We start from the raw sequence: 26,362 nt of genomic DNA, 5'->3' as shown, positions 1-26,362 counted from the left end.
CGGGTCAGCCCTTGGTGGCGCCCGCGGTGAGGCCGCCGATCAACTGGCGTTCGGCGACGGCGTAGAAGGCGAGGGCGGGGACCATGGCGAGCACGATGTAGGCGAGGACGAGCGCGTAGTCGGTCGAGTACTGGCCCTGGAACTGCTGGACGCCGACGGGGATCGTCTGCCACTTCGGGTCGTTGAACACCAGCAGCGGCAGGAAGAAGTTGTTCCAGCTCGCGACGATCGCCAGTACCGAGACCGTGCCGAGCGCCGGCCGTGCCATCGGCAGCAGGATCTTCCAGAAGAAGCGGAACCTGCCGCAACCGTCCATGACGGCCGCCTCCTCGACCTCCGCCGGGATGGTCCGGAAGAAGCCGCGCAGGATGATGATCGTCATGGGGAGCCCGAAGGCGGCCTGCGGGAGGATCACTCCGAGCGGGTTGTCGAGCAGGTCGAAATTGCGGAGCAGCAGGAACAGCGGTAGGACGGCCACCGCGAACGGGAACATCAGCCCGATCGTGAACAGCGTGTAGAACAGCTCCCTGCCGCGGAAGGCGTAGCGGGCCAGTACGAACGCCGCCATTGCCGAGGCCGCCACCGTGCAGAATGTCGTACCGATCGCGATGCCCGCGCTGTTGGCGATCTGCCGCCAGAACATTCCGTCGCCGAGAATGCCGGTGTAGTTGCCGGTCCTCCACTGCTCCGGCAGCCCGAACGGATTGGTCGTCAGCTCGCCGGTGCTCTTGAACCCGGAGATCACCGCGTAGATCAGCGGCACGACGACGAACGCGGCGACCAGCCACACCGCGGCGTGCAACGACAGGCCGCGTGCCGCCCTGCGGGAGTTCATCGGCCGCCTCCCGTGGTGACGGCCCCGCTCAGGTCACGGCGGAGCACGTAACGCTGGTAGAAGAGGGAGAAGACCAGACTGATCATGAACAGCACCACGCTGATCGCACTGGCGTAGCCGACCTGGTAGCGCTTGAACCCGAACTGGAACATCGAGATCGCCATCGTCTCGGAGGAGTGGTTGGGCCCGCCCGCGGTCATGACCCAGACGAGGTCGAAGAGCTGGATGGCCCCGATGACCGAAAGGAAGACGCTGATCCGGATCGTCGGGCCGAGCAGCGGCAGCGTCACGTACCGGAAGCGCTGCCAGGCGCCGGCGCCGTCGATGGAGGCGGCGTCGAGGATCTCGCGCGGGATGCTCTGCAGTCCGGCGAGGAGGAGCATCATGTGGAAGCCGAAGTACTTCCAGGTCATGACCACGAACAGGGTCGGCATGACCGTCGAGGGATCGGCGAGCCACTTGCCCTGCAGGCCCTCCAGGCCGAGGGCCCCGGCGAGATGGTCGGCCATGCCGTCGCCGGGAAGGAAGATCATGGTGAAGAGGACCGCCGTGACCACCTCGGACAGGATGTACGGCGCGAAGAACAGCATGCGGTAGACGGCCCGGCCGCGCAGCTTCTGGTTGAGCAGGACCGCGGTGAACAGTGCGAAGGGCAACTGCACCGTGATCGACAGGACGATCAGGTACAGCCCGCGTCCCATATCGCCGAGGAAGACCTGATCGGCGAACAGCCTGGTGTAGTTCTCGAAGCCGACGAAGTCGTCCATGGAGCCGATTCCGCCCCACTTGAAGAAGCTGGTGTGGACGGCGACGGCGATCGGGGCGAGGACGAAGACGAGGAAGAGGACCAGAGCCGGGACGAGGAACCAGGCGATCGACGCCCAGCTTCCCAGCTCGCGCGGGAGCGACCGGGCCGGGGCGTGCAAGTGCACGGGTACGGCGCCCCCCGTCCGCTCCTCGGCCGGGTCCTTGGCCGGGGCAACCACGGAGCTAGGCACCCTTCGCAGCCTCGGTGATCGACCGGGTGACCTGCTCGGGTGTCTTCTTGCCCGCGATGAGGTCGGCGACGCTGTCGTTGACCTCCTGGCCGACCGCCGGCGGGTAGGCCTGGTCGAGGAAGAGCTGGAAGCCCGTCGCCTTGACCAGGCTGTCGGCCACCACCTTCTTGTTGGTGTCGGTGAGCTGGCGCTCCGCGCCCTTGACCACCGGCAGGTAGCCGTTGGAGGCCAGCAGCTTGGACTCGTTCTCCAGAACGAGGAACTTCAGGAAGTCCAGCGCCTCCTTCGGGGCGCCCTTGCGCAGCGCGAAACCGCCGCCGCCACCGAACACCTCGGTGGCCTGACCGACTCCGCCGTCGACCGCCGGGAAGGGGAAGAAGCCCAGGTCCGCTCCGAGGTCGGCGCCCGCGTCCTGCTGCACCGACGGCGCCCACTGCCCCATCAGCTCCATGGCGGCCTTGCCGTTGCCCATGGTCGCGGCCTGGCCGCCCGGGGTGGCGTAGCCGGCGCCGAGGAAGGCCGTCTGGAACGGCTGGAGGTCGACCAGCTCCTTGAGGTGGGCACCGGCCTGGACGAAGCCGGCGCCGGTGAAGTCCTTGGTGGTCGCGGCCTGCTGGAGCGCGGGGAGGCCCGCGACGCGCATCGCGAGGTAGGCCCAGTAGTAGTGGCCCGGCCATTTCTCCTTGCCCGCGAGGGCGATCGGAGTGACGCCCGCCGCCTTGAGCTTCTTGACGTCTTCGAGGAGATCGGCCCAGGTGGCCGGCGGCGCGGTGATCCCGGCCTTGGCGAAGAGCTTCTTGTTGTACCAGAAGCCGACCATGCCGATGTCGTAGGGCACCCCGTAGGTCCGGCCCTCGATCTGATAGGCCTGCAGCGACACCGGGGTGAGGTCGGACGACCAGCCGAACGCGTCGGTGAGGTCCTCGACCAGTCCCGCGTCGACCTGCTGCTGCAGCACGCCGCCGCCCCAGGTCTGGAAGACGTCGGGGAGTTTGCCGGAAGAGGTGGTGGCGGTCAGCTTGGACTTGAACGCCTCGTTCTCCAACGAGGTCGTCTCGATCTTGATGTTCGGGTGAGCGGCCGTGAACGCCGAGGAGATCTGCGGGAAGAGGGACTTGCCCGGTTCCGTCGTGGCGATGTTCCACCACGCGAAGGTCACCTTGCCGTCGGCCGCCGGTTCGTCGCCGGAGTCTTCACCGCCGCAGGCCGCGGTCAGCGAGACGGACAGTGCGGTCAGGCCCGAGAGCGCCAGGAAGCGTCGTCGACTCGGGAGGGTGCTGGCCATGGGACCTCCGGGTGGGAAATGCCGATTCAAGCTCGAAAATATTTCGTAACACTCTCGAATTCTGTGCTGCCACAAACTAGGAACGCGGGCTTCTCGGTCAAGACCTGGCACCAATTTCCCTAGAAAAAACCAACTCCTTTTGCTTGACAAGCAGGTCACGCCAACCGGAAACTCTTCGAAAAGTTTGCGGTACTTGTCGCCGTCTCCAGGCGCCGCGCAGAGGAGCGAAATTGAGCGAGCAGCGTCCGACCCTGGCCGTCATCGCCGCGGAGGCGGGGGTCTCCCAGGCCACCGTGTCCAAGGTGGTCAACGGCCGCTCCGATGTCGCATCCTCGACACGCGAACGGATCGAGACCCTGCTGCGATCCCACAACTACCTCCAGCCCGGCCGGCAGGGCAGGGCCCGCAGGTCGGGCCTGGTCGACTTGATCATCGGTGGTCTGGACAGCGCGTGGGCGGTGGAGATACTGCGCGGCGTCGAGGCCGAGTGCGCCCAGCGAAGCGTCGGCACCGTCGTGTCGCTCGTCCCGCCGGGCGAGGCCACGCCGTCGAGCTGGGCCGCACTGCCGGTCCTGCACCACAGCGACGGCGTCATCCTCGTCACCGCCTCGGTCACCCAGGCCCAGCGCGCCCAGGTCGAACGGGCTGGGGTGGCGCTGGTCGTCATCGACCCGATCGACCTGCCGGGCAACGGTGTGCCGAGCATCGGCGCGACCAACTGGGCGGGCGGCCTCGCCGCTACCGAGCACCTGCTGGAGCTGGGGCACCGCCGGATCGCCGCGATCGGCGGGCGCAAGGAGATGCTCTGCAGCCAGGCCCGCATCGACGGGTACCGGGCCGCGCTGGAGCGGGCCGGGATCGAGGTGGACCGCGACCTGGTCCGGTTCGGCGACTTCCAGCACGAGGGCGGGTTCCAGCGCGCCCGGGAACTGCTCGCCCTCCCCGAGCCGCCGACCGCCATCTTCGCCGGTAGCGACCAACAGGCGATGGGCGTCTACGAAGCCGCCCGGAAGGGCGGGCTGAGCATCCCGCAGGACCTCAGCGTGGTCGGCTTCGACGACCTGCCGATGTGCGAATGGCTGTCACCTCCGCTGACGACGGTGCGTCAGCCGCTGGAGGAGATGGGCCGGCTCGCCGCCCGCACACTGTTCCAGCTTCTGGAGGACCAGCCCCTGGTCAGCCCCCGGATGGAGCTCTCGACCGAGCTCAAGGTCCGGCTCTCCTCCGCCCCGCCTCGTCCCTAGGAGAACCCCTTGACCGAGCCCTGGCGTGACCCTCTCCTGCCCGCGTCCGTGCGAGTCGCCGATCTGCTGAAACGGATGACGCTGGAGGAGAAGGCGGGGCAGCTCGCCGGCTTCTGGGCGTTGCCTTCGAATCCGGGAGCACCTGTCGCGCCGATGGAGGACGATTCCGGCGAGTCCGCGCCCGGCCTCGACGACATCGTCGCCCACGGGCTCGGCCAGCTCACCCGGGTGTACGGAACCGCGCCGGTCACCGCGGAAGCCGGGATGGAGCGGCTCGCCTCGCTCCAGCGACAGGTGACCGGATCCGGCCGGTTCGGGATCCCGGCGATCGCTCACGAGGAGTGCCTGACCGGGTTCATGACGTTCGGGGCCACGGTCTTCCCCGGACCGCTTGCCTGGGGTGCGTCCTTCGATCCCGGGCTCGTGCGACAGATGGCCGTCGCCATCGGCGCGGGGATGCGGCGGGTCGGCGTCCACCAAGGGCTGGCTCCGGTCCTCGACGTGGTCCGCGACTACCGGTGGGGAAGGACCGAGGAGTGCATCGGCGAGGATCCCTATCTCGTCGGAGCGATCGGCACCGCCTATGTGCAGGGCTTGGAAGGCGCCGGGATCGTGGCGACGCTCAAGCACTTCGCCGGGTACTCGGCCTCGCGCGGCGGCCGGAACATGGCCTCCGTCCCCTCGGGACCGCGCGAGTTCGCCGACGTGCTGGTCGAGCCCTTCGTACGGGCACTGCGAGAGGGGGGCGCCCGGTCGGTGATGAACAGCTACACCGACGTGGACGGCGTCCCGGTGGCCGCCGACGAACGGCTGCTGACCGAACTGCTCAGAAGCGAGCTCGGTTTCAGCGGTGTGGTCGTCGCCGACTACTACGCCGTCTCCTTCCTGGAGACCCGGCACGGCGTCACCGGATCGCGCGGCGCGGCCGGCGCGCTGGCGCTGACCGCCGGAATCGACGTCGAGCTGCCCACGGCCCGCTGCTACGGCGAGCCGCTGACCGAGCTCGTGCGGTCGGGAAGCGTGCCCGAGGCGCTCATCGACCGGGCCGCGGAACGGGTCCTGCTGCAGAAGGCCGGGCTCGGCCTGCTCGACCCCGCCTGGGAACCCGTCAAGCCGGAGCCGGTCGAACTCGACCCGCCGGAGAACCGGGCACTGGCCAGGCTTCTGGCCGAACGGTCCACCGTGCTGCTCGCCAACGACGGCACCCTGCCGCTGCGGCCGTGCCGGGTCGCGATCAGCGGGCCGTACGCCGACGACCCGCAGTCCTTCCTCGGCTGCTATTCCTTCCCCAACCACGTCGCGCTGCCCGGCGACCTCGGGCTTGAGATCCCGACGCTCGGCGAGGCGCTCACCGCTGCCGGGTTCACGGTCACCGCGGACGACCCGGACGTGAACGTGGTGGTGCTCGGGGACCGGGCCGGCATGTTCGGCCGGGCACCTCCGGGGAGGGCTGCGACGCCGAGACCCTCGACCTGCCCGGCGACCAGGCCGCACTCGCCTCCGCCGTCCTGGACTCCGAGGTGCCGACCGTCCTGGTCCTCGTCTCCGGACGGCCGTACGCGCTCGGCACGCTGGCCGAGCGCGCGTCCGCCGTGGTGCAGGCCTTCTTCCCCGGCGAGGAGGGCGGGACGGCGCTCGCCCGGATCATCAGCGGGGCCGCGGAACCGTCCGGGCGGCTGCCCGTCTCCATCCCCCGCCAGGTCGGCGGACAGCCTGGCACCTACCTGCACTCCAGGCTCGGCGGGCACACCGACTGGAGCTCGGTGGACCCGACCCCGCTGTTCCCTTTCGGACACGGGCTGAGCTGGACCAGCTTCACCTGCTCGGAGCTCTCGGTGGATCCCGTCGCCGCGACGGACGGAGCCGTCTCCGTTGCGGTCACCGTACGCAACGTCGGCGAGGTGGCCGGGACCGAGGTGGTCCAGCTGTACCTCTCGGACCCTGAGGCGTCCGTCGTCCGGCCGCAGCGGTGGCTCGCCGGATTCTGCAGGGTCGAGCTGCAGCCGGGCGCGGCCGCCCGGATCACCTTCTCCGTCCATGCCGACCGGACCTCCTTCACCGGGGTGGACCTGCGGAGAAGAGTGGAGCCCGGGGAGATCGGCGTGGCCGTCGGGCGGTCCAGCGGCGACCTTCCGCTCCAGGGCTCCTTCACTCTGCATGGCCCCGTACGTCACCCGGCGGCCGACCGGGTGCTGTCCGTACCGGTCGAGATCGTCCCGGTTCCATGACCACGTTGTCCGGTGATCCCGTACTGCCCGGGTTACGGCCCGGCCCGTCCGTCTGCCGGCGCCGAGCCCCTCGATCGCCACAGGCTGACTGCGGCGAACGGCACCCGGTCGCCCAGGGCGTCGGCCACCAGGACCGCGTACTCGCCGAAGCGTTCGGCGGTGTCCCGGGCGGACCGGCCGCCGCCCCCGGCGGAGCCGCCGCCTGACGGAGCCGCCAGCTCCTGTGGGAGGTACCAGCAGGAGAGCACGGGCGCCGGAGTGATCCCGGCTGCCAGGAGTTCGTCCACCAGCCGGTGGAGAAGCCGAGTCCGCGTTCCACGGCCGGGCCCCGGCTCGGTGCACCGGTGTCGCCCCGGTGCACCGTGCCGGGGATGCGGTTGAAGGTGTCCCGGACCGACGGGGTGCGCCCGCCCTCGCCGACCGCTCCCCCGATCCGGTACGCCGAGGTGGCGCTGCCCCGCAGGGAGCCGGGGAGAAAGCGGAGAAGTCAGTCGGCGGCTTCCTGCTCGCCGGCTCGCGGCGACGGGGGCCTGGACTGATGGGGTCATGCGGGAGCGCTCGCATGCTGGCGGTGTGTCGGCTCGTGGAGCCTCCCAGCGGGAGAGACGGAGGAGCTCGAAGAAGTGAGGGTGGCCTCCGGGCTCTGGAAGCGCTTCCAGGAGGTCACGCCGGGAAGTTTCCGCCGCACGAGAGGATGATGTCAAGACGTGAGGCGGCAATGGCCGGGAAACGGGTGGGAAGCGCGCCCGGTCGGGTCGGGCCGGCCCTGACGCAAGCGCCCACCGATCAGGCCGACGCGGGCAGGTCGGGGGCGGACTCGCGCACGGTCAGGCGGGTCGGGAGGATCAGCGGGCTGGGGCGGTGTCCTTCGATGGCACTGACCAGCATCCTGGCCATCTCCTGCCCCAGCGCCCGTACCGGCTGATGGACCGTGGTCAGCGGCGGGCTGGTGTGCCGGGCGCTCGCCAGGTCATTGAAGCCGATCACCGCGACGTCCTCGGGCACCCGGAGCCCGCGTTCCCGCAGGGTGCGCAGAGCGCCGATGGCCATCGCGTCGGAGGCCGCGAACACCGCGTCAGGACCGGGGTGCGCCCGGAGGAGTCGCTCCATCGCCTCGGCGCCGCCGTCCTCGGTGAACTGCCCGGGCTCGACCCCGAGCAGCGGCAGGCCGGACAACGTCAGCCCCTCGGTGAACCCCTGCTCCCGCGCGACGGCGGCCCTGGCGTCCACCTGTCCGGTGATCATGACGGGCCGTCGGCGGCCGGTGCGCGCGAAGTGCTCGGCGGCCAGGCGGGCACCGCCCCGGTTGTCGGCGTCCACATACCACGTGGGCTCACCGGTGAGCGGGAGTCCGCCGAAGACGACGGGGAGATCGACCTCCTCGCCCAGGCGTCCCAGCGGATCGTCGCCGCGCAGCGCCATCAACATGACGCCGTCGGCCCGGCGGGAGCGCAGCAACCGCTCGAACCGCTCCCGGCCGCGCGGGGTGTTGGCCAGCAGCAGGATCAGTTCCAGGTCCGTCTGCTCCAGCGCCACGCTGACGCCGACGATGACCTCCGCGAAGAACGGGTCCGCGAACAACCCCGGCTCGTCGCTGGAGACCGCCAGCACCACCGTTCCGGCCCTGCGGGTCGCCAGGGCCTGCGCGGACGGATTGGGTACGAAATCCAGCTCGCGCACCGCCCGTTGGACCGCTTCCCGCTTGGCGCGGCTGACGTGCGGGGCGTTGTTGATCACCCGGGAGGCCGCCGTGCGCGACACACCGGCTCGTGCAGCCACCTCGTCGAGAGTCGGCATGCGCTTGGGTGACGGCTCCATGGAAAAACTGCCCCTCAGGCTCACGCGGACGGCGAACAGGGGCCATGATTTCATGCACCGCCCCGACTTCGGGCCTGCTCGCGGATGACGCCCTTGCCTCGATCTGGCAGCGCTTCCAACCTATCGAGCCATACCGGCCACCGCGGCACTGCCGTGTTCAACCTCTTGACACACCTTCGCGACGGACCCAATCATCCATCAACGCGGTCCGCCTCGCATCAAAACTGGAAGCGCTTCCACTTCCCCGCCCCCACTCACCGGAGGAAGAACCATGCGCAAGTCCGTCCGAGCTGCATCCGTCCTGCTGGCCGGTGTTCTCACCGCCGGTCTCGCCGTGATCAACGCCGGCCCGGCGCACGCCGCCGACCCGACCGCCATGACCAGCGGCTTCTACACCGACCCCGACAACTCCGCCCTGCGGTGGGCCAACGCGAACCCCGGCGACGGCCGGGCGGCAGCGATCCGGACATCCATCGCCAACACCCCGGCAGCCCGCTGGTTCGGCAACTGGAGCGGCGACATCGGCACGGCCGTCGGCGCCTACGTCGGCCGCGCGGACTCCTACGACAAGCTGCCGATCCTGGTCGCGTACAACATCCCCAACCGGGACATCTGCGCCGGTCACTCCGGCGGTGGCGCCGGGAGCCGCGCCGCGTACGACACCTGGATCGCCGCCTTCGCCGGCGGCATCGGCAGCCGCCCGGCCGTCGTCGTCCTCGAACCCGACGCGCTCGGCCACGAGAGCTGCATGACGGCCGGTCAGATCGCCGAGCGCAACGCCATGCTGAAGAACGCGATCGCCCAGTTCAAGGCCAAAGCACCCAACACCTGGGTCTACCTCGACGCCGGGAACCCCGGCTGGATCGGCGCCTCGACCATGGCGCAGCAGCTCGCCGCCGCCGGTGTCAGCGGGGCACACGGCTTCGCGCTGAACGTCTCCAACTACTTCACCACCGACCAGAACACCTCCTACGGCAACGCGGTCAACTCCGCCCTGAGCTCCTACGGCTACACCAAGCCGTTCGTCGTCGACACCAGCCGCAACAGCAACGGTTCCAACGGCCAGTGGTGCAACCCCGCCGGCCGCCGGATCGGTACCCCCAGCCAGCGCGGCGGCGGTGCCGAGATGCTGCTGTGGATCAAGATCCCCGGCGAGTCCGACGGCAACTGCGGCGTCGGGGCCGGCTCCTCGGCCGGACAGTTCCTGCCGGAGGTCGCCTACAAAATGATCTACGGCTACTGACCCGTTCCCCGCCGAAGGCCGGGCCCTGGCGCCGGGCCGACCGCCACGCGGTCCGGCGCCAGGGCCCGCGACACCGAACACCCCTGCCGAAGGAACTTCGTGCGTATCCCCTGTCCCGATCCGTCCCGGCCGCGAGCGCACTCACGCTGCCCCTCGGCGCCGCCCCGGCCTCCGCCAAGACGAGCTCCGCGCCGGCCCCCACACGCTTCCCGCGAACACCCGCTTCTCCGTCGGTCCCGGCAGCGACGCGGCCCACCAGGCCGTCACCGACCTCCTCCACCGGAACGTCGAGGGCGCCAAGTCCGTGGCGAAGCTGACCGGTTGGCCGGAGACCGCCTGGCTGGTTCACCGACGGCAACCCGGACCAGGTCGAATCCCACGTACGCGACCTGGTATGCCGCGCCGAGCGAACCCGGAGTACGGCATCGTCGATCCCGCGGCCGGCGTGTGGTGGCCGGGGCAGGCCAAGTCCCTCGTCCGGAACTCCGACCCCACCCTGGAGTTCAACACGGTCTTGCGCTGACCGGGGCTCCCCCTCACCGGACGTCGTTCCCGGCGAACAGTCGGGTACGGCAGCACGGGGCCCGTTCACGGACAGCTCAAGACGGCTCCGGGCATCGCCGGTGACCCGTGAATCACCGGAGGGGGCAAGGGGCATCCTGCACCCCACCGACGATGGGGCGGGCTTGGGCAAGGTCGCGGAGGTGCAGCGGGCGAGCGTCCCGGGCTTCGGCAAACCGGCCCGGGCGCCACGTACCAGGCGCTCCACCTCAGCGGACCGTGAAGGGAGTCACCGGGCTGTTCCGCTCCGTCGACGGCGGTTCGAGCTGGACCCGGCGAGTGCCGCTGCGCCGACGGCGGTCCACAGGGCCGTCCATCTGTGCCGACCGTGTACGGCCGCACGTGAAGTCACGCTCCCTGCTTCAACGGGGCGGCCGCTCCGAGGGCGACGGATACCTGCTCCACCAGAGATGCGAAATGAAGAAAGCACGCGTTCATGGCGGGAACTCTCCTCAGGAACCACCGTTCAGATCCAACTCCTACTCGTTGGCGCTGATATCCGTGACCGGCCCGGATTCCTCTCTGTTTGTCCGAAAGCGAATGTGATGGATGCCCAGGATTCGACACGAGACGGCAGGGGACGCCACGTGATCACCTGGTTTTGCCTGAGCTTTCAAAGACATCCAGATCGGGCGATCCCGGTCGAAAGATTTTCGGTAATCCTTGACCGACCGAAAGCCGCTACTGGGCTATACGAAGAGAGTGATTCTCGAAATGCTTTCGAAACTCTTGACATGTTTCAGCGGGGTCTCCACGCTGAGTGCCGAGGCGGTGTCACCCGTCTGTTCGGGTGTCGGGTGCCGACCTTGGACCGTTACGCCCTGCTGGCAAGCGTCCCTTGTCGATGAACGCGGGCGTCCCTGACGCGGATTCGTTCTGCCGCGCTTCCAACCCTTCCGCGATTTCCTTCCTGGAGGTTCAGTCATGGGCTCAAATGCCATTCCCCCACCCACCGTCCGCCGGAAGGCCGGCCGGCTCTTAACAGCCCTGGTCGTCGGCGTCCTCGGTTCGGCCGCCGCGCTGGTGGCACCGCAGACCTCACACGCCGCCGAGAGCACGCTCGGCGGCGCGGCGGCGCAGAGCGGCCGCTACTTCGGGACCGCCATCGCCTCGGGCCGGCTCAACGACTCGACGTACACGACGATCGCGGGCCGCGAGTTCAACTCGGTGACGGCCGAGAACGAGATGAAGATCGACGCCACCGAACCCCAGCAGGGCCAGTTCAACTTCGCCGCCGGTGACCGCGTCTACAACTGGGCGGTGCAGAACGGCAAGCAGGTGCGCGGTCACACCCTGGCCTGGCACTCCCAGCAGCCCGGCTGGATGCAGAACCTCAGCGGCAGCGCGTTGCGCCAGGCGATGACCAACCACATCAACGGCGTGATGGGCCACTACAAGGGCAAGATCGCCCAGTGGGACGTCGTGAACGAGGCCTTCGCCGACGGCACCTCGGGAGCCCGGCGCGACTCCAACCTGCAGCGCTCCGGCAACGACTGGATCGAGGTCGCCTTCCGTACCGCGCGCGCCGCCGACCCGGCCGCCAAGCTCTGCTACAACGACTACAACGTCGAGAACTGGACCTGGGCCAAGACCCAGGCCATGTACGCCATGGTCCGAGACTTCAAGCAGCGCGGCGTGCCGATCGACTGCGTCGGCTTCCAGTCGCACTTCAACAGCGGCAGCCCCTACAACAGCAACTTCCGCACCACACTGCAGAGCTTCGCCGCTCTCGGCGTCGATGTGGCCATCACCGAACTCGACATCCAGGGCGCCTCGGCCACGACCTACGCCAACGTGACCAACGACTGCCTGGCCGTCCCGCGCTGCCTCGGCATCACCGTCTGGGGTGTGCGCGACACCGACTCCTGGCGTCCGGAGCACTCGCCGCTGCTGTTCAACGGCGACGGCAGCAAAAAGCCCGCCTACACCGCCGTCCTCAACGCGCTCAACGCCACCTCCCCCATACCCTCGCCCGGTTCCGGACAGATCAAGGGCGTCGGTTCGGGCCGCTGCCTGGACGTGCCTGGCACCAGTACCACCGACGGCACCCAGGTCAACCTGTGGGACTGCAACAACCGCACCAACCAGCAGTGGGCCTACACCGCCGCGGGCGAGCTCAGGGTCTACGGCAACAAGTGCCTGGACGCCGCCGGCACCGGCAACGGCACCAAAGTCCAGATCTACAGCTGCTGGGGTGGCGACAACCAGAAATGGCGCCTCAACTCCGACGGATCCATCGTCGGCGTCCAGTCCGGCCTCTGTCTTGACGCCACCGCCAACGGCACCGCCAACGGCACCCTGATCCAGCTCTACTCCTGCTCGAACGGCAGCAACCAACGCTGGGCCCGCACCTGACCTGCCACAGCGAGAAGGTGAAGCGATGAAGACCTACGGTGCGGCTTCCCCCGCCCCTCCGCAAAGACATCGCTGGTGGTCCCGGGTCGCCGTCGTGGTGGCGGCGACCCTCGCGACCGGCATGCTCGTCGCGGTGAATCCGACGCCCGCCGAGGCGGCGACGGTGGACCCCAACGCCTCGTACGTCCTGGTCAATCGCCACAGCGGCAAGGCGCTGGACGTCCATGGCACGTCCACCGCCGACGGCGCGCGAGTCAGCCAGTGGACGCGCAACGACGGAGCCAACCAGCAGTGGCAGTTCATGGACTCCGGCGGCGGCTTCTACCGGCTCAAGGCCCGGCATTCGGGCAAGGTTCTCGACGTGGCCGGCGCCTCGACCGCCGACGGTGCCGCGATCGCGCAGTGGGCCGATGCCAACGGGGCCAACCAGCAGTTCCGCCTGGCCGACTCCGACGCGGGCCACGTCCGTCTGGTCAACCGCAACAGCGGCAAGGCCGTGGAGGTGCAGGGCGCCTCCACGGCCGACGGCGCCAACGTCGTCCAGTACACCGACTGGGGCGGTGCCAACCAGCAATGGCAGATGGTCAAGCTGTCGTCCGGTGGCGGCGGATGCGGCAGCGCCCCGACCCTGGCGAGCGGTACGCACACGATTCAGAGCAGCGGCAAGAGCCGCAGCTTCATCCTCAGGGTTCCCGCCGACTACGACAACAGCCAGCCCTACCGGCTGATCTTCGCGTTCCACTGGAGAGGCGGAACCGCCGGTGACGTCGCCTCGGGCGGAACGAGCGGAACCGCCTGGTCCTACTACGGCCAACAGGGACAGTCGAACAACAGCGCGATCCTCGTCGCCCCCCAGGGTCTCGGCAACGGCTGGGCCAATTCGGGCGGTGAGGACGTCACCTTCGTCGACGACATGATCCGGCGAATCGAGGGCGGCCTCTGCGTCAATCCGGCACAGCGTTTCGCCACGGGCTTCAGCTGGGGCGGCGGTATGAGCTACGCACTCGCATGCACCCGGGCGAACGTCTTCAGGGCTGTCGCGGTCATCTCCGGCGGCCAGATCAGCGGGTGCAGCGGCGGCACCCAGCCCATCGCCTACTTCGGAATCCACGGCATCAGCGATTCCGTCCTCACCATCGCGCAAGGACGGTCCCTGCGCGACAGATTCGTCAGCAACAACGGCTGCACTCCCCAGAGCCCGCGTGAGCCCGCTCCGGGCAGCCGGACGCACATCACCACCACCTACTCGGGCTGCCGTGCCGGGTACCCGGTCCAATGGGCCGCGTTCGACGGAGGCCACATCCCCGGTCCGGTCGACGGCTCCCCCGCCGAGAGCGGCGTCGCGACCTGGACCAAGGGAGAGATCTGGAGGTTCTTCGCACAGTTCCAGTGACACCCCCGCGCCGTGGAGTGGAGCCAGGATGATCCTGGCTCCACTCCGTCGGCGTCCAGGGCTCTGGCCTCCTCCGTGTCCTCCGTGCTGCCCTTGGCCGAGGCCACCACGGAGCCGGAGCGGAGCGAGAGCGGTACCCGCTCCGTCGGGGAGCGGGCACCTGGGCCTCACCGGTGGTGATCAGGGGGCGACGGGCGCGGGTGCTGCTTCCGGAGTGCTCTCGTGCGCCGGACCGGCCTTGCCCCTGCTCCCGGTCTGCTTGCCGCGGCCGAGGTGGTTCAGTACCGCAACGGTTTTCGCCATGGTGGTGGGCCGGTGTGCGGTGGTGTCTGTCCGCGCCGTTTGTAGTGGCTGCCGCGGGCTTGTCGTCGTCTGCGGCGCCAGGTCGCCCACCGGAAGGGATCTTGTCCACGACCGCGCGGTGGACCAGCGGGTCGCCCCTTTGGGTGGTCGGGGGGCAGCGGAATCGGCGGTAGTGGTCCGACTGACCGATCGTTTCAGAATGCCGTCCTGCGGAGACGCCGGCGGCTCCATGGAACAATCCCTCCGGTCACAGGCTCAGGGGATGACGCCGTATGGAACGGGTTGGGGCTGCGCGAGACCTCGTACTCGGTTACGTCCGCGCTCTGAACGCGATTGATCAGGCCACGAGGGGGGAGATTCCCTCCCTTGAGCGGGTGGCGGACGTCGTCGGCCTGGCCCCGTTCGCGCCGGATCAGCCGGAGGGATCACATCGGCCCCTACTCCTACACGGTTCACGGGGCAGGCTGCCGCTTCGTCAGCGACGACGGCACTGAGGTCGATGTGGACTTCGCAGCCGACGGGAGCGAAGTCTTCAACCTCTGGCGGCTGCGCGGATACGCGCTGAGCCTGTCGGAGCCACTTGACGCCACGGATCAGGACATGCGGTCCGCAGTGCGGTCGCTGCGACCGCTTCTGAACGAGGTGCGGCCGGGTGGTTCAGCGTAGCCAACTGATCGCTTCAGGATGAGGTTCGCAGGCGGCGCGGGCATATGAGGCCGCAGGCCAGTTCGAGCAGGCCCTGGAGCGGCCCGACGGCCGCCAGGCCGGAGGGCATCTGGTTCGCAGACCCGCCGGAGCCCGCACCTTCCCGCCGAGAGATCATGCGAACGTGACTCCTTGGATTCACACCTGCGGCGACCAGAGTGACACCTGGTCGTTCTTCGAACTCGACGGCGAAGGATGGGCGCTGCGGCAGGTCGACTTGCAAGGACCTCAGCGTTGCCCCGTGACTGCGGCCTGTCTGGCGGAGGTCATCAGGGCCCGGGACCACGCCGATCTCGCGGCGATGGACGCCTACGAGCGGAAGTACGGAGTCCTCGCGGAGGGCAGTCTGTACGGGTGGCAGGACGCGGGCGGCACTGCCGAGATCACCCGACACGAATTTGAGTCGACGTGGACCGCTGCGCGAGAGACCCTCGACGCGAATCACACCGAGGAGACGAGTTGATCACGGAGTACCAGCAGAAGCTGCGCGAGCGCTACCTCACCGCCCCCGTCATGCCGGCCCCGGAACCATGGCAGCCGGTACTTGACCGCAGAACTCCCATCGGCGGCCTGCTCGGCATCGGCTTCGCCGTCCACCCCGACAGCGGGCACGACCTCGTCATGGTCGTCTCCAGCGACGGCCACGGGCTCTTCGACGCGGTCACCGGCGAGAAGATCGCCCGCGACCGGGATCCCGACCCCGGCACCAGTACTCCCGACGCCCGGCCAGACCTCACCTGCCCCGGTCTCGGGCCGATCGAAGGCACCCAGGTCCGCATCGCCGGCATCTTCGGCGGCGGCCTCCACAGCACCACCCCCGACGGCTGGGCCCTGGACGTCGTCAGCCCGGAATGGCCCCACGACCGCGTCATCCTCTCCGCAGACGGCGGGACCCGCAAAGGCCCGGCAGGAGAGACGTGGTGGCACGTCTTCCACTCGGAGTACTCAGAACTTCGCACCGCCGGATTCTCACCCTCCGGACTCTCTCTGGCCGTCGCCACCAGCAGCGACCTCACTCTCTGGACCCGCCGACGGCTCCATTACAACGACTGAGTGCAGCTCCGGCGCCAAGGGCAGGAAGGGGGCAGATGAACCGGGCAGACCTGGCCGAGATGCTCAACGAACAGACCACGGCCTGCGAACCAGCGAAGGCAGCACTTCTCGACGGAGGCGGCTTCATCATCTGGGACGGCAACATCCCCGGTCAGCAACTTGCCAGCATCTACGCGGCTCGCCACCGTCGCGCAAGGAAAAGGGGCACCGAGACAATCGCCCTGTCAACCACCGTCGACATCCTCACCCAGTACGGCACCGCGCCGCTGCGCATCGACTGTATCTCCACGCGCGACAGAACCCGGACCTTCACGCCCTTCCTCACCGAGGATGCCGGCGCCGTCCTGGCCTGCACGGGAGTCCGCCGAGTCGACCCATGACAGGTGTCCTGCTCAGCCGGCACCGGCTACATGTCTCACGTCCCTTACGCTGCCGGATCGACCCGACCTGCAGAGAACGCGCCGCGACCCGGGACAACGCCGGGCCGGAAGGCTGTCACGTAGTGGACGAGGCGTGCTCCCTCGATCTCGTCCGCGCACTCGCGCAGCAGGGTGCCGGGCAGTTCGGTGCCCGGCTCGGGGTCGACACTGATGGAAACGATCGCGCGGTCCAGGCGGTGCGTATCGCTCGCGGTGAACTTCGTGAGCTGGGTGAGCGCGCGCTCCACCATGATGACCGCGCGAGCGGCCCGCGCCGGGACACGGGGACGGTGGCGGGATCGGGGCACAGGGGTGCTCACGCGAGCCTTTCAATCGTCGCGGGAAAGAAATCGGAAATCCGGCCGTTGTGCGTCGGGCGCGGCAGCCACAGATGAGTCGAAGCGCGACAGCTGTCACCGGCGGAGCCGGATGAACTGACGAGCGGGCCGGCCGAAACAGCCTGATTGGCACCAGTGAGGCAACCGGCTTGTCACACATGCTCGTTCAGCAGCGCTTGTGCCACCAGTGGCAAAGATCAGGTCCCGATTTCCTGCGGCGATTCCTCAAAGCAACGGCCGGTACATAGGCTGAGTTCAAAATGGCTGGCGAACCCCGACGGCGGTATGGCCGTCCGCCGGCCTCAGACAGGTTGCGGCCCGAACTCGATTCCCGGTGAAGGAGGTCCGATGTGAGCGCGTTGGAAACGGAGGAGGTCCCGCCACACCTGGCAGCGTCGTACGCCACGGGCTTCGGCGAACAAGGGAGAGCCTGGATCGCCGCGCTGCCGGCTCTGGCTGCGGAAATGCTGGACCGCTGGGAGCTGAAACGGGACGGCACGGTCGGAGCCGGGCAAGCCTCGCTGGTGCTGCCGGTGCTGCGCCACGGCGGCACGCGCGCGGTTCTCAGACTCCAGATGCCCAGGCAGGAGACCACCGCCGCACTGATTGGCCTCCGTGCCTGGAACGGTAAGGGGATGGTGCGGCTGCTCGATCACGACCCTGTGAGCAGCAGCATGCTCCTGGAACGACTGGACGGATCCCGCACGCTGACCTCGATCAACGACGACGACGTGGCGATGAGCACCCTTGCCGAGCTTCACGCGCGGCTGGTCGCAGTCCCCGCGCCGCGGGGACTGCGCAGCCTCGGCGACATCGCCCCCGAGATGCTGGAGCAGGTCCCACAGGCGATCAGTAACCTGATCGACCCGGCCGACCGTCAGCTCCTGCGGAGCTGGGCATCGGCGGTGGCCGAACTGGCCGATGAGCCCGGAGACCGGATGCTGCACTGGGATCTGCACTACGACAACGTTCTAGCCGCACAGCGCGAGCCGTGGATCGCCATCGATCCCGAGCCACTCGCCGGCGACCCAGGATTCGACCTGTGGCCCGCCCTGGACAGCAGGTGGGACGACGTCGTCGCGAAGGGCGACACCCTGCGCATCGTGCAGCGCCGCTTCGACCTGCTCACCGATGTCCTCGGCCTGGACCGCGCACGCGCGACCGGCTGGACTTTGGGACGGCTGCTGCAGAACTCACTCTGGGAGATCGACGACGGCGAGACCCGGCTCGCCCCGTCCTCCGTCGCGATCGCGGAATCGCTGCTCAACCGGTAACCGCCGTCTCCTTGACGGAAACAGACGTCCAAGGCGACCTCTGCGACCAGCTGGTGCAGATCACTGCCCGTCGCTTCGGGCTCCTGCGCCGCCAGGGTGACGGCCGTATCGAAGCGGGCCCGGCAAGAGATGATCAGCCCTGCGGAAGCGGCCGCACACTGCCTCGTACGGGCTCTGACCCGCGATTTTCACTCGGATTCGATCTCCTCCACCAAGACGGCCCGAAGCCGCTTCTACGGCTTCGCCAGCTGCCCGGCGCGGTAGCGCTCCAGCATCCGGCACGAGACGCCCAAGCGCTTCGCCAATGTCTTGGGCGTCCCCCTTCGCCCGCGTGAGGGCCACCAGGACCTTGCCTCGACACGAAGCCGGCTGCTGCTGTGCGTGATCGTTCATGCGGCCTATGGGTCACGAATCACCTGTGGGCCGTCCCGGCGTCCACGCGGCCGACGGCGGCACACGTACGCGCCATGTGTTGTGGAATTCCTCGCTCGCACAAGGATCGCCGCAGGTGAGCGCAGCCGTATCGCATGTCGACGTGGAAATTTCCGGATTCGCGGCGCCGAGGTCCCTTGGCGGAAGCGAATCGGTGGCGGTGTCCCTGTCCTGCGCGTCTACCCGTCTTTCAGGCGGCGGCCGACTTCCTCCGACACACGGCGGTGCAGTTCGGCGAGCTCTTCGGTGCTGTAGTCGGAAAGGTCACCGGGATTCCGGGCAGGCTTCGGGCTCTCGTCCTTCTGTTTCTGCTGTTCCCGGCGTTTGAGTTCCTTCTCCTCCGGCGATCCGGGCGCGGCGTGAGCGCACCGGATGAGTACCCCGTCAGCCGCTTTGAGGCAGGTCGCCTCTCGGCCGGCCACCTGGCCTCTGCCTTCCACCCGGTAGCGGATGTTCTGCTTGCTGCCGATGGTGGCCGTCCAGGTGCTTCCACCGGTGGGGACGACCTCGAACACCATGTCGTCGTTGTAACAGCAGACATCCCGGTACTCGGCCTTGATCAGCGCGACGATCGCCTCCGGTGAGGGCCAGGTCGGCTTGAGCCGGTGGACGGTCATCGGGGCAAGCCCGCCGCCCCGATGCCGGGTCGGCACCATTGATACGGCTACGACCGAGCTGGCCTCTCCTTGCGGGGTAAGGGGGGTGACGTAGGCCCCGCGTCCGCTTCCGTCGCGGTACTGCAGGGCGAACTCCGACTCGTTGCCCTCGTTCGCGCCATCTTCGGAGGCGTCCCAACCGCTGCGTTCGAACCACCAGTCGGCGAAGCTGCCGACCGCAGCCGTCGCTTCCCGCTGCCGGACTGCGATGCTCATCGGGTAGGACGGGCCTGGTACTGCGCTGGTGTCGGCGGATATTGTGAGCTTCCCCGTTCGCCCGTTGTAGAGCGCGAGCCCCGCGGGCCTTTCGGTCACCACCAGGATCCCGGTCTGGCGCTTGAGGGGCACGACCACGATGGGTGTCTCGTCCGAGCAGGTCACGTAAACGTCCTCGGCGTCGAACCGCACGCCGCGCTTTTCTGCCGAGATCTTCCGACCGAGGTTGTGAGTGAACCAACCACCCACTCTCGCGTCGGCCGCACCTACGTCGAACTGGCAGCGCTGCCGGCTTCGGCCGTCGCCGCCGAGCGGGATGTCCTGTACGAGACCGACCTCGTACCCGGCCAGCCATCCACGCCGCTCGACCAGCGTGGCGAACTTGTCGGAGTCGGGCAGGTAGGTGATGTCGAAGATCTCGCCGGTGACATCGCCCAGGTGCGGAGCGGCCTGCGCCGCACCGACCAGATAAGGGGCTCGGGCCGCTACTTCGGGCACCGGCCCGGTCACGATCCTGGAACCCTCCATGTACGCGCGGTCCTGCAGGTAGGCGCTGTACGCCCACCAGCAAACCATCACGCCCAACCCGATCACGGCCCCCAGACAGCCGAACGCCGCTGCCGCGGTGCCGGAACCCGGGCCGCGCTCGCCGCGGCCGACCCGTCTCGCCACCAGCCATGGCAGGGCTGCGAACGCCGCGGCCAGCAACGGCACGAACAACCAGGAAAGGATCTTCCGCAACTCCCACACCACGATCGTGGTGAGGTACGAGGCATACCAAAGCGCAAGACCCGCGAGAAGAACGGGTATCGCTATCCGCAGTGCCCGAGCCATTGATCCCCCCGTCGCCGGACGAATCCAAGTCTGCCTCGCGGAACAGGACTTGTCATCCGCCTGGTTCTGCCGGAAATCGCGGACACCGGCGACCCCCCGGCTCGCCGGAGCAGATCAGAAGAACCGGTACGGACGCCCGCGGCATGCTGCTGTTGTGCACACGCGATGGTGGAAGTCCACCGAGATGTCCCGGTCGGCCCCACCCGCCGCATCGGCGGCGGCCCGGGCCTGCTGCAGCAGACGCTTCCACGTCCCGTCGGCCGGCCACAGCCGGTGACGTTCGTAGCACGCCTTCCACGGCCCGAACCGTTCCGGCAGGTCACACCCCCGCACCCCGGTCCGCACCCGGCGCGAAATCCTGGTGAAGATACGATGGGACAAGGCTGTGCGGCCAAGGTATCGCGTCACGGCAACACCCGATCCGAACGGACCTCTTCACGTCACGTCGGGTTCGACGACCGTGGCGCAGTGGGACATCAACTACCCTGCCGTCTCTTGCGATGGGGGCGACGTGGGCGGACGAAGGTGTCGAGCGCGCCCACGGCCGCACGGATATGGGCCGGGCCTCGACGCAACCGCTCTCCCGCGCACCACCAGGACAGCTGCCCGTCCGCATCCCGCGGATGCATGCCCAGGCCATGCTCGGCACACAGGGGCCACGCCTGCCACAGACGCTCGGTGACGGTCTCCTGCGCCGCATCGGCGACGATCGCCAGCGCAGAGACAGGGTCGTCCGCCGAATCCGGGTACAGGCAATTGCCGTGCCACTCGCCGTTGGCCAGAGCGACGTAGACGCTCTCCGGCTCGTCCGCATCGTAGGGCGGAAGGGCCAGCAGTTGCAGGGGTTCCTGCTCGGGAAGGGTAACCGCCAGGTCCCGGTTGAGGAGGGCGAGAGCCCGGTCCCACATGGGGTACTCGCCTGGCGGGACACAACGGGGCTCGGGGCCGTCGAAAAGAGCGCGCATGGGCACCATTCTCCGCCGCGCGGCGACAGCCCTCATCGCACACCACGTCGGAAGGGCCTGGAGAGAACAGCACATGTGTGAGCGACGCGTTCGCGCCGTTCGCGACACCAGCGCACTTCGGGGGCCCGATCTGTCTGCAGCGCTCACGGGCTCGCGCCGTGACATCAACTTCTGGTCAGCCGCTGTGAGTTTCGCGGTGGTCACGGAGGCATCGGGCCATGCCGCTCTTGACAGAGGCCTGGAATGGCCGGGGAAGCCGGGGCATCAGCCCGGCGCCCGCGTCACCACGCGAGGTTCACGGACACGCGTGGGTTCGTGGTGGTGCGCAGACGCCGGGCTGTCGCTCCGTCAGGGGCCTCACGGGTCATGGGCCGGGGCAGACCTTGCCCGGCGCCTTCGCACCACCGGTCGATCGGTGGGCAGCGGCACCGGTCTCGGAGTGAACCTCGGGGACTGGAGAGGACCAAGGCGTTCGCTGCCCTCGCAAGCCGCTCTTCTCACCCTTGCGGAGTCCACGGTGAGCTGCTTACACCCTGGATCAGGGAAACGAGGACCGTCGGGTAGGCGAGCCGGGCAACATGGCGGAGTGATCGGCCTCTGCGGGATGACGTGAAGTGCTTCTTCGTCCCGGCCTTGATGGGGTCGTTACCGGACGTGTGTGTTCCGCATGCCTCGGTGAAGGGCTGGCACGGGGTCCTCGATCTTGTCTCGGGGAAGGGCAAAAGCCGTGGGCTCGAGTTTTCCGAAGGGGGCTTGTAGCCGAACTCACGGGTGATGCGTCCAGAACGGTACCGGAGCGGACTCGGGTTCGTCCGGGCCCGCCGAACCAAGGGCCAGGTCGCACGTCGTACGAGCGACAGACGGCTGCGGTTGACGCCGACGCGGTGGGACACTGCGCCGGAAGGGAGCCATGCCGAGGGAGGGGGCACGTATGGCAAACCACGGACGGGCGCCCGAACCCGGGGACACCGGGCAGGGGGAGAGGAGGCCGCGACGGGAACTATGGTTGTCGCTGCCCGGACCGGTCGTCACGACGGTGGTGGTGGGGATCGTCTCGTGGGGCGTCACGCGCCTCACCGACGGGGCGGAGAAACCGACGCAGGACGACGCGCCGCTCGCCACGGTCTCCGTTGAGACGAACCCAGCAAGGGGCGGCGCGTTCGACGACACGAGCATGTACGGCGTCCTTCCCAAGGGCGCGACGCCGACGACGGGACCGCCGGCCGGGGCCTCCGGGCAACGGGCCTTCGGGCAACGGGCCTTCGGGCCATTCGGCGAAACCCAGTGAGATGGGCCGACGCAGAGGCGGGGCTACCCCCACCGTGCTCGGTCCCGCTGTCCGGACCGTGCTCCGACCTGTTGCCCGTATGGCCCGGGGGGGCTTGAACAAGCAGGCTGAACACGTTCGGATCCCGAGGTAAGGAACTCTCTGTGTTCAGCTTGAAGTCGGTGCGCCGCCACGTGGCCAGCACCACTGCCGTAGGCGCTCTCGCCGTCACGGCATGCGCCACCCTGATGACCGGCAGCGCCGGAGCGATCGTCAACGGGACTGATTCCACCGAGCGCTACGCGTTCATGGCGACGATCCCGGAGTCGGCCCCGAAACACGGACTGTACGACGGTACCTGCGGCGCAACGCTGATCGATCCGCAGTGGGTACTGACGGCGGCCCACTGCGTGCGGGGCGATGGCCTTGAGCTGGACGGCATCGTCCGGATCGGGAGCGAGCACCGGAAGTCCGGGGGCACCGTCCGCGCCATCGAGCGGACCGTCGTCCATCCCGGCTATGTGAACGGAGAGGGGGAGGTTGCCAACAAGGATGACATCGCGCTCGTCCGCCTCGACCGACCGGTCGCCGAGAGGCCCATCCGTATCGCGGAGCGGGCCGGACGGCCGGAGACTCCGACCCGGATCCTGGGATTCGGCACCACCGTCGACACCGGCCTGAAATTCGCGGAACGGATGCAGGAGCTCGACACACGCAGGGGAGCCGTTGCCCAGTGCGCCCCCGGCTACGCGGACCGGACCCGGTTGTGCACGATCAGCCGCGTGCCCAAGGCCATGGCGTGCTTCGGGGACTCCGGTGGACCGCAGATCCAGAAGGGCAGGCACGGGCGGTGGGAGCTCATCGGAGTCACTTCGGGTCCTGGCGCCCCCGGGGTCGCGTGCTCGGACGGGCCGGGCCTCTACAGCAACGTGCCCGCCTACGCGGAGTGGATCCGGAAGACCATCAAGCGCAAAACCTGATCCACGACAGCCGCAAAGCGGCCGACGGGGACGTGAGTCCTGGACCAACAGCACCACGACTACGCTCGTCGCACACCGTAATTCTCACAAATGACCGGACGCGCGAGTCCTGAGAGGTCGTTTCAAGGACCGGTGTGACCGGTTCTCGGGGTGTTCACGCTGGTCGTGGGCGGCGGTCTGCGGCGTAGACCGCCTGTTGTACCCGGCGCCCGCGGGCACCTCGGGCACGAAATCGCCGCGTACGGCCTGTCCTGGCGTCAGGGACTGCGCGCAGGAGGTTTTCACCCCGCCCGCGACGGCCACGCCACCGGCGAACAGCGCACCGTCATGCGCCAGACGGCCCGTGCCGCGCTCGCCGCTCCGGAACGCCTGCGCCCAACGGGCCGGGTCCACGGTGACCTGCGGACGGAGAACATGATCGTCACTGGTGAGACCGTCGCGTGCATCGACTACGGCAACGCCCACCACGTCGGTCCCCCGCTGTCCCACGCGTACTGGGTCGGGCTGATCCACGTCATCGCGCCGGAGATCGCGGCACGGTTGCTGACCACCGCAGACGACCAGCGCGTTGCGCAGACGGCGCCGGCGGAACTCCTCGCGCTCGGCGCTTCTCTGTACTGGGCGTGGACCAGGGCCCGTATCACCGACTACCGTCGCGATGCGGCGGGCTCGTCCGCTCGGTGACGGCCGGTTCGTCCCGCACCTCCACCCACTGCTTGGCCGGCCGTTCTTCGCGTTCGTCCAGTTCCGCGCGCTGCCGGCCTCTTGCTCAGGAACTGCTTCGCCGCCTCAATCGCTTCCCTGCGGAGGGCCTCAAGAGAGACCCCCGGGTCTCCCCCGGCCGTCCAGGTCGTGCCCGCAGTGGACAAACGGCTCCAGCTCCTCGGGGTAGCCGAGGCCGTAGGCGACGTCTGCCCGGACGAGGTACGTGCCGATGGCAGGATCCAAGGATCCGCCGGCGACCCAGCGCCCACTTTGCGGCCCGGGGCGCCCACGATCAGCGCATACCCCCGGAACGGCGTCACCGGGCCGGGATCGGCTGAGTGAGGTTCACCGGGTTGCCGTCGGGGTCCTGGATGTGGGCGACACGCTGTCCCCACGGCATGTCGTTGGGGTTGCCGCGGACCGAGCCGCCCAGCGCCGCCACCCGGCCGAGCGTCTCGTCGACGTCGTCGACACCGATGCTGAGCAGGATCCGCGACGCCGCCCCGGTCCCCGGATCCGCCTTGGCCACCAGCCCGAGGTCGGTGTCGCCGATGCGCAAGCCGAGGTAGAAGGCCGGGCCTTCCTCCGGCACCCGGAAAATCTCCTCAGCGCCGAACAGTTTCGTATAGAAGCCGAGCAGAACGTCCTGGGCGGCAGTCACGATCACTGGCTGGATGGTGGACATAGCACTCCTGTCGAGAACGGTCGTGTCACTGGGTGGACCGTTCGAGGACGGTGAACTCATCGGCAGAACCGTCCCGCCGGGCGATCTGCAGCACAGACTGCCGATCACGACCAGCACGAGCACCCGAGAACGAGGACACACCACCCCGCTGACCAGTCGCTTCAAGATGGCGGAGCTTCATTCACAACAACTGGCCAGTGACCCCGGAAGCAGTCGGGGCCGCTCTGACCGGTACCGGTTTCGCCGACGAGGTGACCCGTCGACTCGGCGCCCTGCGCGGCGCGGACGGGATCATCACCCTGCCCACTCCGATCGCCTCCATGCGCGCCCGCGCCCGCGCGACCGACGTCGCGCCGAGCCGGCGCCGGAGGAACCAGTCCCGGACGGAGGCGACTTCGTGGAAGTTACTTCGTACGGGGCGGGTCAGCCCACCGTGGTCATGCGCCGCAGACCGGCGTACTCCAGCGCCGCGTAGACGGTGCCATGTCCGTGCTCCTCGACATGGTTCCACCGCACCTGACGGACTCGGGCGCGAACGTCATGCGGCTGATCTTGCACCCCGACGGCCTGGCGTCCCAGTGCCTGAACTTCGCCGAGGTCCGCGCCCACGCCCTCGGCCGCCTTCTCCACCAGGTCAACGCCACCGGCCACCGCGGTCTGCGAGAGCTGTACGACGAGGTCTCCGTCTATCCGGCGCCCCCAGGCACCGACTTCACGCCCAGCCCGGTGGACCCGATGGGCATCGTCGTCCCGCTGCGGGTCCGTACACACTGTGGAGACATGTCGCTCTTCAGCGTGATCGCGACCTTCGGTGCTCCTGCGGACGTGACACTCTCCGAACTCGCGGTGGAGACGTTCTTCCCGATGGACGAGGCCACGGGAGCACTTCTGCGTGACCTGGCCACGGTGGGCAGCGCGAGACCTGACGTCTGGGCGGGTAGATCCGATGTGATCAGTGGTCGTAGGCGATGAGCGACCGGCACGGATGATCACCGCCCTGCGCCGACCGGTGGCGCGAACTCCAGGCCGCCCTCGGCGCCGACGGCCGCGTCAGCGCCACCGAGTACGCAGCCGCAATGCCCTCCCCGGCCGGCCCCGCGCTGATCAGGGTCGCCGAGGTCCTCTTCGACGTCACCGACAAGGACGGCGACCAGCACATCGACGCAGACCGATAGCGGACCCTGTTCCGCACCGCCTTCCAGCGCGACACCACCGGCACCGCCGGAACGTACAGCCGCAGCGCTTTCGTCAACGACTTCTCGTCCATCGTGTCCGGACGCCGCCGTACCACCCCCTCCGCCCCTCCCCTCGTCGAAGCATGACCACCGGGCACCGGGCGGACAACGACCGAAGAGGGCGCTTTCCTGCACCAGCACGGCCGTACCATGCAGTCGGCCCATGGACAGTCGCGCAGGATGTCACCCTTCGTGATCGGATGAGTTCGTACGGTCCTCCAGTGGGGTGCCGGGAGGAGTTGCCGGGGGCGGGAACAGGAATCCCTCAAAGGCGTCCAGCGCGAACATCATGCCCCCGAGCGCCAAGGGGACGAGCAGTGCCAACAGCACCATGA

At 68.7% G+C, this 26,362-nt stretch carries 23 protein-coding genes and 4 pseudogenes; 15 read left to right on the top strand and 12 right to left on the bottom strand.

The annotated features are described in order from the left end of the window. Positions 1 to 4 precede the first annotated feature (4 nt). The 3 genes from BN1555_RS33730 to BN1555_RS33720 all read right to left on the bottom strand — a co-directional run bounded on the left by BN1555_RS33730 (position 5) and on the right by BN1555_RS33720 (position 3,118). Positions 5 to 835: a carbohydrate ABC transporter permease gene (locus tag BN1555_RS33730; protein WP_093802942.1), complete on the bottom strand. Its 831-nt coding sequence runs from the start codon at positions 833 to 835 to the stop codon at positions 5 to 7. Further along, positions 832 to 1,728, bottom strand: a complete 897-nt coding sequence (locus tag BN1555_RS33725; RefSeq protein WP_107081140.1) for a carbohydrate ABC transporter permease — start codon at positions 1,726 to 1,728, stop codon at positions 832 to 834. The genes BN1555_RS33730 and BN1555_RS33725 overlap by 4 nt, the downstream gene beginning before the upstream one ends. Before the next feature lie 97 nt (positions 1,729 to 1,825). Then, positions 1,826 to 3,118 (bottom strand): extracellular solute-binding protein, encoded by a 1,293-nt coding sequence (locus tag BN1555_RS33720; RefSeq protein ID WP_093802941.1) that lies wholly within the window; start codon positions 3,116 to 3,118, stop codon positions 1,826 to 1,828. Positions 3,119 to 3,348: 230 nt separating this feature from the next. Between BN1555_RS33720 and BN1555_RS33715 the strand changes: the two genes are divergently transcribed. Next, positions 3,349 to 4,362 carry a LacI family DNA-binding transcriptional regulator gene (locus BN1555_RS33715; protein WP_093802940.1) on the top strand — a complete coding sequence of 338 codons (1,014 nt, stop codon included), beginning with the start codon at positions 3,349 to 3,351 and terminating at the stop codon, positions 4,360 to 4,362. Positions 4,363 to 4,371: 9 nt separating this feature from the next. Continuing rightward, a pseudogene (locus BN1555_RS33710) lies at positions 4,372 to 6,590 on the top strand (glycoside hydrolase family 3 N-terminal domain-containing protein). 101 nt (positions 6,591 to 6,691) lie between these two features. Here BN1555_RS33710 and BN1555_RS38245 read toward each other — a convergent pair. Both BN1555_RS38245 and BN1555_RS33700 read right to left on the bottom strand, forming a co-directional pair. Continuing rightward, positions 6,692 to 7,053: pseudogene (locus BN1555_RS38245) on the bottom strand (family 1 glycosylhydrolase); the annotation flags it as partial. Between the two features lie 323 nt (positions 7,054 to 7,376). Beyond that, positions 7,377 to 8,408 (bottom strand): LacI family DNA-binding transcriptional regulator, encoded by a 1,032-nt coding sequence (locus BN1555_RS33700; protein WP_093802938.1) that lies wholly within the window; start codon positions 8,406 to 8,408, stop codon positions 7,377 to 7,379. Positions 8,409 to 8,679: 271 nt separating this feature from the next. Here BN1555_RS33700 and BN1555_RS33695 point away from each other — a divergent pair, with 271 nt between their 5' ends. The 4 genes from BN1555_RS33695 to BN1555_RS33685 all read left to right on the top strand — a co-directional run bounded on the left by BN1555_RS33695 (position 8,680) and on the right by BN1555_RS33685 (position 13,960). Next, positions 8,680 to 9,651, top strand: coding sequence for a glycoside hydrolase family 6 protein (locus tag BN1555_RS33695; protein WP_093802936.1), 972 nt, complete (start codon positions 8,680 to 8,682; stop codon positions 9,649 to 9,651). 394 nt (positions 9,652 to 10,045) lie between these two features. Further along, the gene (locus BN1555_RS40940) at positions 10,046 to 10,174 is read left to right on the top strand and encodes a hypothetical protein (protein ID WP_255306314.1); all 129 of its coding nucleotides are present in this window, start codon (positions 10,046 to 10,048) and stop codon (positions 10,172 to 10,174) included. Between the two features lie 962 nt (positions 10,175 to 11,136). Then, positions 11,137 to 12,567 carry an endo-1,4-beta-xylanase gene (locus BN1555_RS33690; protein WP_093802935.1) on the top strand — a complete coding sequence of 477 codons (1,431 nt, stop codon included), beginning with the start codon at positions 11,137 to 11,139 and terminating at the stop codon, positions 12,565 to 12,567. 94 nt (positions 12,568 to 12,661) lie between these two features. After that, entirely contained in the window at positions 12,662 to 13,960 is a 1,299-nt protein-coding gene (locus BN1555_RS33685) for an RICIN domain-containing protein (protein WP_093802934.1), read from the top strand. Between the two features lie 180 nt (positions 13,961 to 14,140). On the opposite strand, the gene BN1555_RS40935 is transcribed toward BN1555_RS33685, so the two are convergent. Then, positions 14,141 to 14,263 carry a hypothetical protein gene (locus tag BN1555_RS40935; protein ID WP_255306313.1) on the bottom strand — a complete coding sequence of 41 codons (123 nt, stop codon included), beginning with the start codon at positions 14,261 to 14,263 and terminating at the stop codon, positions 14,141 to 14,143. A gap of 829 nt (positions 14,264 to 15,092) precedes the next feature. Between BN1555_RS40935 and BN1555_RS33675 the strand changes: the two genes are divergently transcribed. Genes BN1555_RS33675 through BN1555_RS33665 form a run of 3 tightly spaced genes read left to right on the top strand, consistent with a single transcriptional unit; the run spans position 15,093 to position 16,401 of the window. Further along, entirely contained in the window at positions 15,093 to 15,431 is a 339-nt protein-coding gene (locus tag BN1555_RS33675) for a hypothetical protein (protein ID WP_093802933.1), read from the top strand. Continuing rightward, positions 15,428 to 16,021, top strand: a complete 594-nt coding sequence (locus BN1555_RS33670) for a hypothetical protein (protein WP_093802931.1) — start codon at positions 15,428 to 15,430, stop codon at positions 16,019 to 16,021. Before BN1555_RS33675 ends, BN1555_RS33670 begins: the two co-directional genes overlap by 4 nt. A 35-nt stretch (positions 16,022 to 16,056) precedes the next feature. Beyond that, on the top strand, positions 16,057 to 16,401 hold the full coding sequence (locus tag BN1555_RS33665) for a hypothetical protein (protein ID WP_093802930.1): 345 nt from the start codon (positions 16,057 to 16,059) through the stop codon (positions 16,399 to 16,401). 44 nt (positions 16,402 to 16,445) lie between these two features. On the opposite strand, the gene BN1555_RS33660 is transcribed toward BN1555_RS33665, so the two are convergent. Then, positions 16,446 to 16,691 (bottom strand): hypothetical protein, encoded by a 246-nt coding sequence (locus BN1555_RS33660; RefSeq protein ID WP_176710228.1) that lies wholly within the window; start codon positions 16,689 to 16,691, stop codon positions 16,446 to 16,448. A gap of 437 nt (positions 16,692 to 17,128) precedes the next feature. Here BN1555_RS33660 and BN1555_RS33655 point away from each other — a divergent pair, with 437 nt between their 5' ends. Continuing rightward, a complete protein-coding gene (locus BN1555_RS33655; protein WP_176710227.1) occupies positions 17,129 to 18,052 on the top strand; it encodes an aminoglycoside phosphotransferase family protein in 924 nt (307 codons plus the stop codon). A gap of 611 nt (positions 18,053 to 18,663) precedes the next feature. On the opposite strand, the gene BN1555_RS33650 is transcribed toward BN1555_RS33655, so the two are convergent. From BN1555_RS33650 to BN1555_RS33640, 3 genes and pseudogenes are all read right to left on the bottom strand, one after another. Then, positions 18,664 to 20,190: a hypothetical protein gene (locus tag BN1555_RS33650; RefSeq protein WP_093802929.1), complete on the bottom strand. Its 1,527-nt coding sequence runs from the start codon at positions 20,188 to 20,190 to the stop codon at positions 18,664 to 18,666. Between the two features lie 201 nt (positions 20,191 to 20,391). Continuing rightward, positions 20,392 to 20,571: pseudogene (locus BN1555_RS33645) on the bottom strand (transposase); the annotation flags it as partial. A 95-nt stretch (positions 20,572 to 20,666) separates the two neighbouring features. After that, positions 20,667 to 21,155, bottom strand: a complete 489-nt coding sequence (locus BN1555_RS33640; protein ID WP_093802927.1) for a hypothetical protein — start codon at positions 21,153 to 21,155, stop codon at positions 20,667 to 20,669. A gap of 1,006 nt (positions 21,156 to 22,161) precedes the next feature. On the opposite strand from BN1555_RS33640, the gene BN1555_RS33635 reads away from it, so the two are divergent. From BN1555_RS33635 to BN1555_RS33625, 3 genes are all read left to right on the top strand, one after another. After that, the gene (locus tag BN1555_RS33635) at positions 22,162 to 22,443 is read left to right on the top strand and encodes a hypothetical protein (protein WP_093802926.1); all 282 of its coding nucleotides are present in this window, start codon (positions 22,162 to 22,164) and stop codon (positions 22,441 to 22,443) included. Positions 22,444 to 22,586: 143 nt separating this feature from the next. Continuing rightward, on the top strand, positions 22,587 to 23,402 hold the full coding sequence (locus BN1555_RS33630; RefSeq protein ID WP_176710225.1) for a S1 family peptidase: 816 nt from the start codon (positions 22,587 to 22,589) through the stop codon (positions 23,400 to 23,402). A gap of 150 nt (positions 23,403 to 23,552) precedes the next feature. Beyond that, positions 23,553 to 24,086, top strand: coding sequence for a phosphotransferase (locus BN1555_RS33625; protein ID WP_093802925.1), 534 nt, complete (start codon positions 23,553 to 23,555; stop codon positions 24,084 to 24,086). Between the two features lie 337 nt (positions 24,087 to 24,423). Here BN1555_RS33625 and BN1555_RS33615 read toward each other — a convergent pair whose 3' ends face one another. After that, entirely contained in the window at positions 24,424 to 24,792 is a 369-nt protein-coding gene (locus BN1555_RS33615) for a VOC family protein (protein ID WP_093802923.1), read from the bottom strand. 483 nt (positions 24,793 to 25,275) lie between these two features. On the opposite strand from BN1555_RS33615, the gene BN1555_RS33610 reads away from it, so the two are divergent. Further along, complete coding sequence (locus tag BN1555_RS33610) at positions 25,276 to 25,764, top strand: MmyB family transcriptional regulator (RefSeq protein WP_176710224.1); 489 nt, start codon at positions 25,276 to 25,278, stop codon at positions 25,762 to 25,764. Between the two features lie 38 nt (positions 25,765 to 25,802). Beyond that, positions 25,803 to 26,114: pseudogene (locus BN1555_RS33605) on the top strand (calcium-binding protein); the annotation flags it as partial. Between the two features lie 96 nt (positions 26,115 to 26,210). Here the strand turns inward: BN1555_RS33605 and BN1555_RS39320 are convergent. Then, a complete protein-coding gene (locus tag BN1555_RS39320; RefSeq protein WP_176710223.1) occupies positions 26,211 to 26,360 on the bottom strand; it encodes a hypothetical protein in 150 nt (49 codons plus the stop codon). Between the last annotated feature and the right edge of the window lie 2 nt (positions 26,361 to 26,362).

The sequence above is a fragment of the Streptomyces sp. Wb2n-11 genome (assembly GCF_001049855.1).
GTDB classification, from domain to species: Bacteria; Actinomycetota; Actinomycetes; order Streptomycetales; family Streptomycetaceae; genus Streptomyces; species Streptomyces altiplanensis.
Note: the sequence above shows the minus strand (reverse complement) of the source record. Positions and strands in the feature narration are given on the sequence as shown.

What these genes read in the sequence shown, in the direction of transcription:
- BN1555_RS33730 (WP_093802942.1), bottom strand. Translation starts at nt 835, where the DNA reads ATGAACTCCCGCAGGGCGGCACGCGGCCTGTCGTTGCACGCCGCGGTG.
- BN1555_RS33720 (WP_093802941.1), bottom strand. Translation starts at nt 3,118, where the DNA reads ATGGCCAGCACCCTCCCGAGTCGACGACGCTTCCTGGCGCTCTCGGGC.
- BN1555_RS33700 (WP_093802938.1), bottom strand. Translation starts at nt 8,408, where the DNA reads ATGGAGCCGTCACCCAAGCGCATGCCGACTCTCGACGAGGTGGCTGCA.
- BN1555_RS33695 (WP_093802936.1), top strand. Translation starts at nt 8,680, where the DNA reads ATGCGCAAGTCCGTCCGAGCTGCATCCGTCCTGCTGGCCGGTGTTCTC.
- BN1555_RS40940 (WP_255306314.1), top strand. Translation starts at nt 10,046, where the DNA reads ATGCCGCGCCGAGCGAACCCGGAGTACGGCATCGTCGATCCCGCGGCC.
- BN1555_RS33690 (WP_093802935.1), top strand. Translation starts at nt 11,137, where the DNA reads ATGGGCTCAAATGCCATTCCCCCACCCACCGTCCGCCGGAAGGCCGGC.
- BN1555_RS40935 (WP_255306313.1), bottom strand. Translation starts at nt 14,263, where the DNA reads ATGGCGAAAACCGTTGCGGTACTGAACCACCTCGGCCGCGGCAAGCAG.
- BN1555_RS33665 (WP_093802930.1), top strand. Translation starts at nt 16,057, where the DNA reads ATGAACCGGGCAGACCTGGCCGAGATGCTCAACGAACAGACCACGGCC.
- BN1555_RS33660 (WP_176710228.1), bottom strand. Translation starts at nt 16,691, where the DNA reads ATGGTGGAGCGCGCGCTCACCCAGCTCACGAAGTTCACCGCGAGCGAT.
- BN1555_RS33650 (WP_093802929.1), bottom strand. Translation starts at nt 20,190, where the DNA reads ATGGCTCGGGCACTGCGGATAGCGATACCCGTTCTTCTCGCGGGTCTT.
- BN1555_RS33640 (WP_093802927.1), bottom strand. Translation starts at nt 21,155, where the DNA reads ATGCGCGCTCTTTTCGACGGCCCCGAGCCCCGTTGTGTCCCGCCAGGC.
- BN1555_RS33615 (WP_093802923.1), bottom strand. Translation starts at nt 24,792, where the DNA reads ATGTCCACCATCCAGCCAGTGATCGTGACTGCCGCCCAGGACGTTCTG.
- BN1555_RS33610 (WP_176710224.1), top strand. Translation starts at nt 25,276, where the DNA reads ATGTCCGTGCTCCTCGACATGGTTCCACCGCACCTGACGGACTCGGGC.
- BN1555_RS39320 (WP_176710223.1), bottom strand. Translation starts at nt 26,360, where the DNA reads ATGGTGCTGTTGGCACTGCTCGTCCCCTTGGCGCTCGGGGGCATGATG.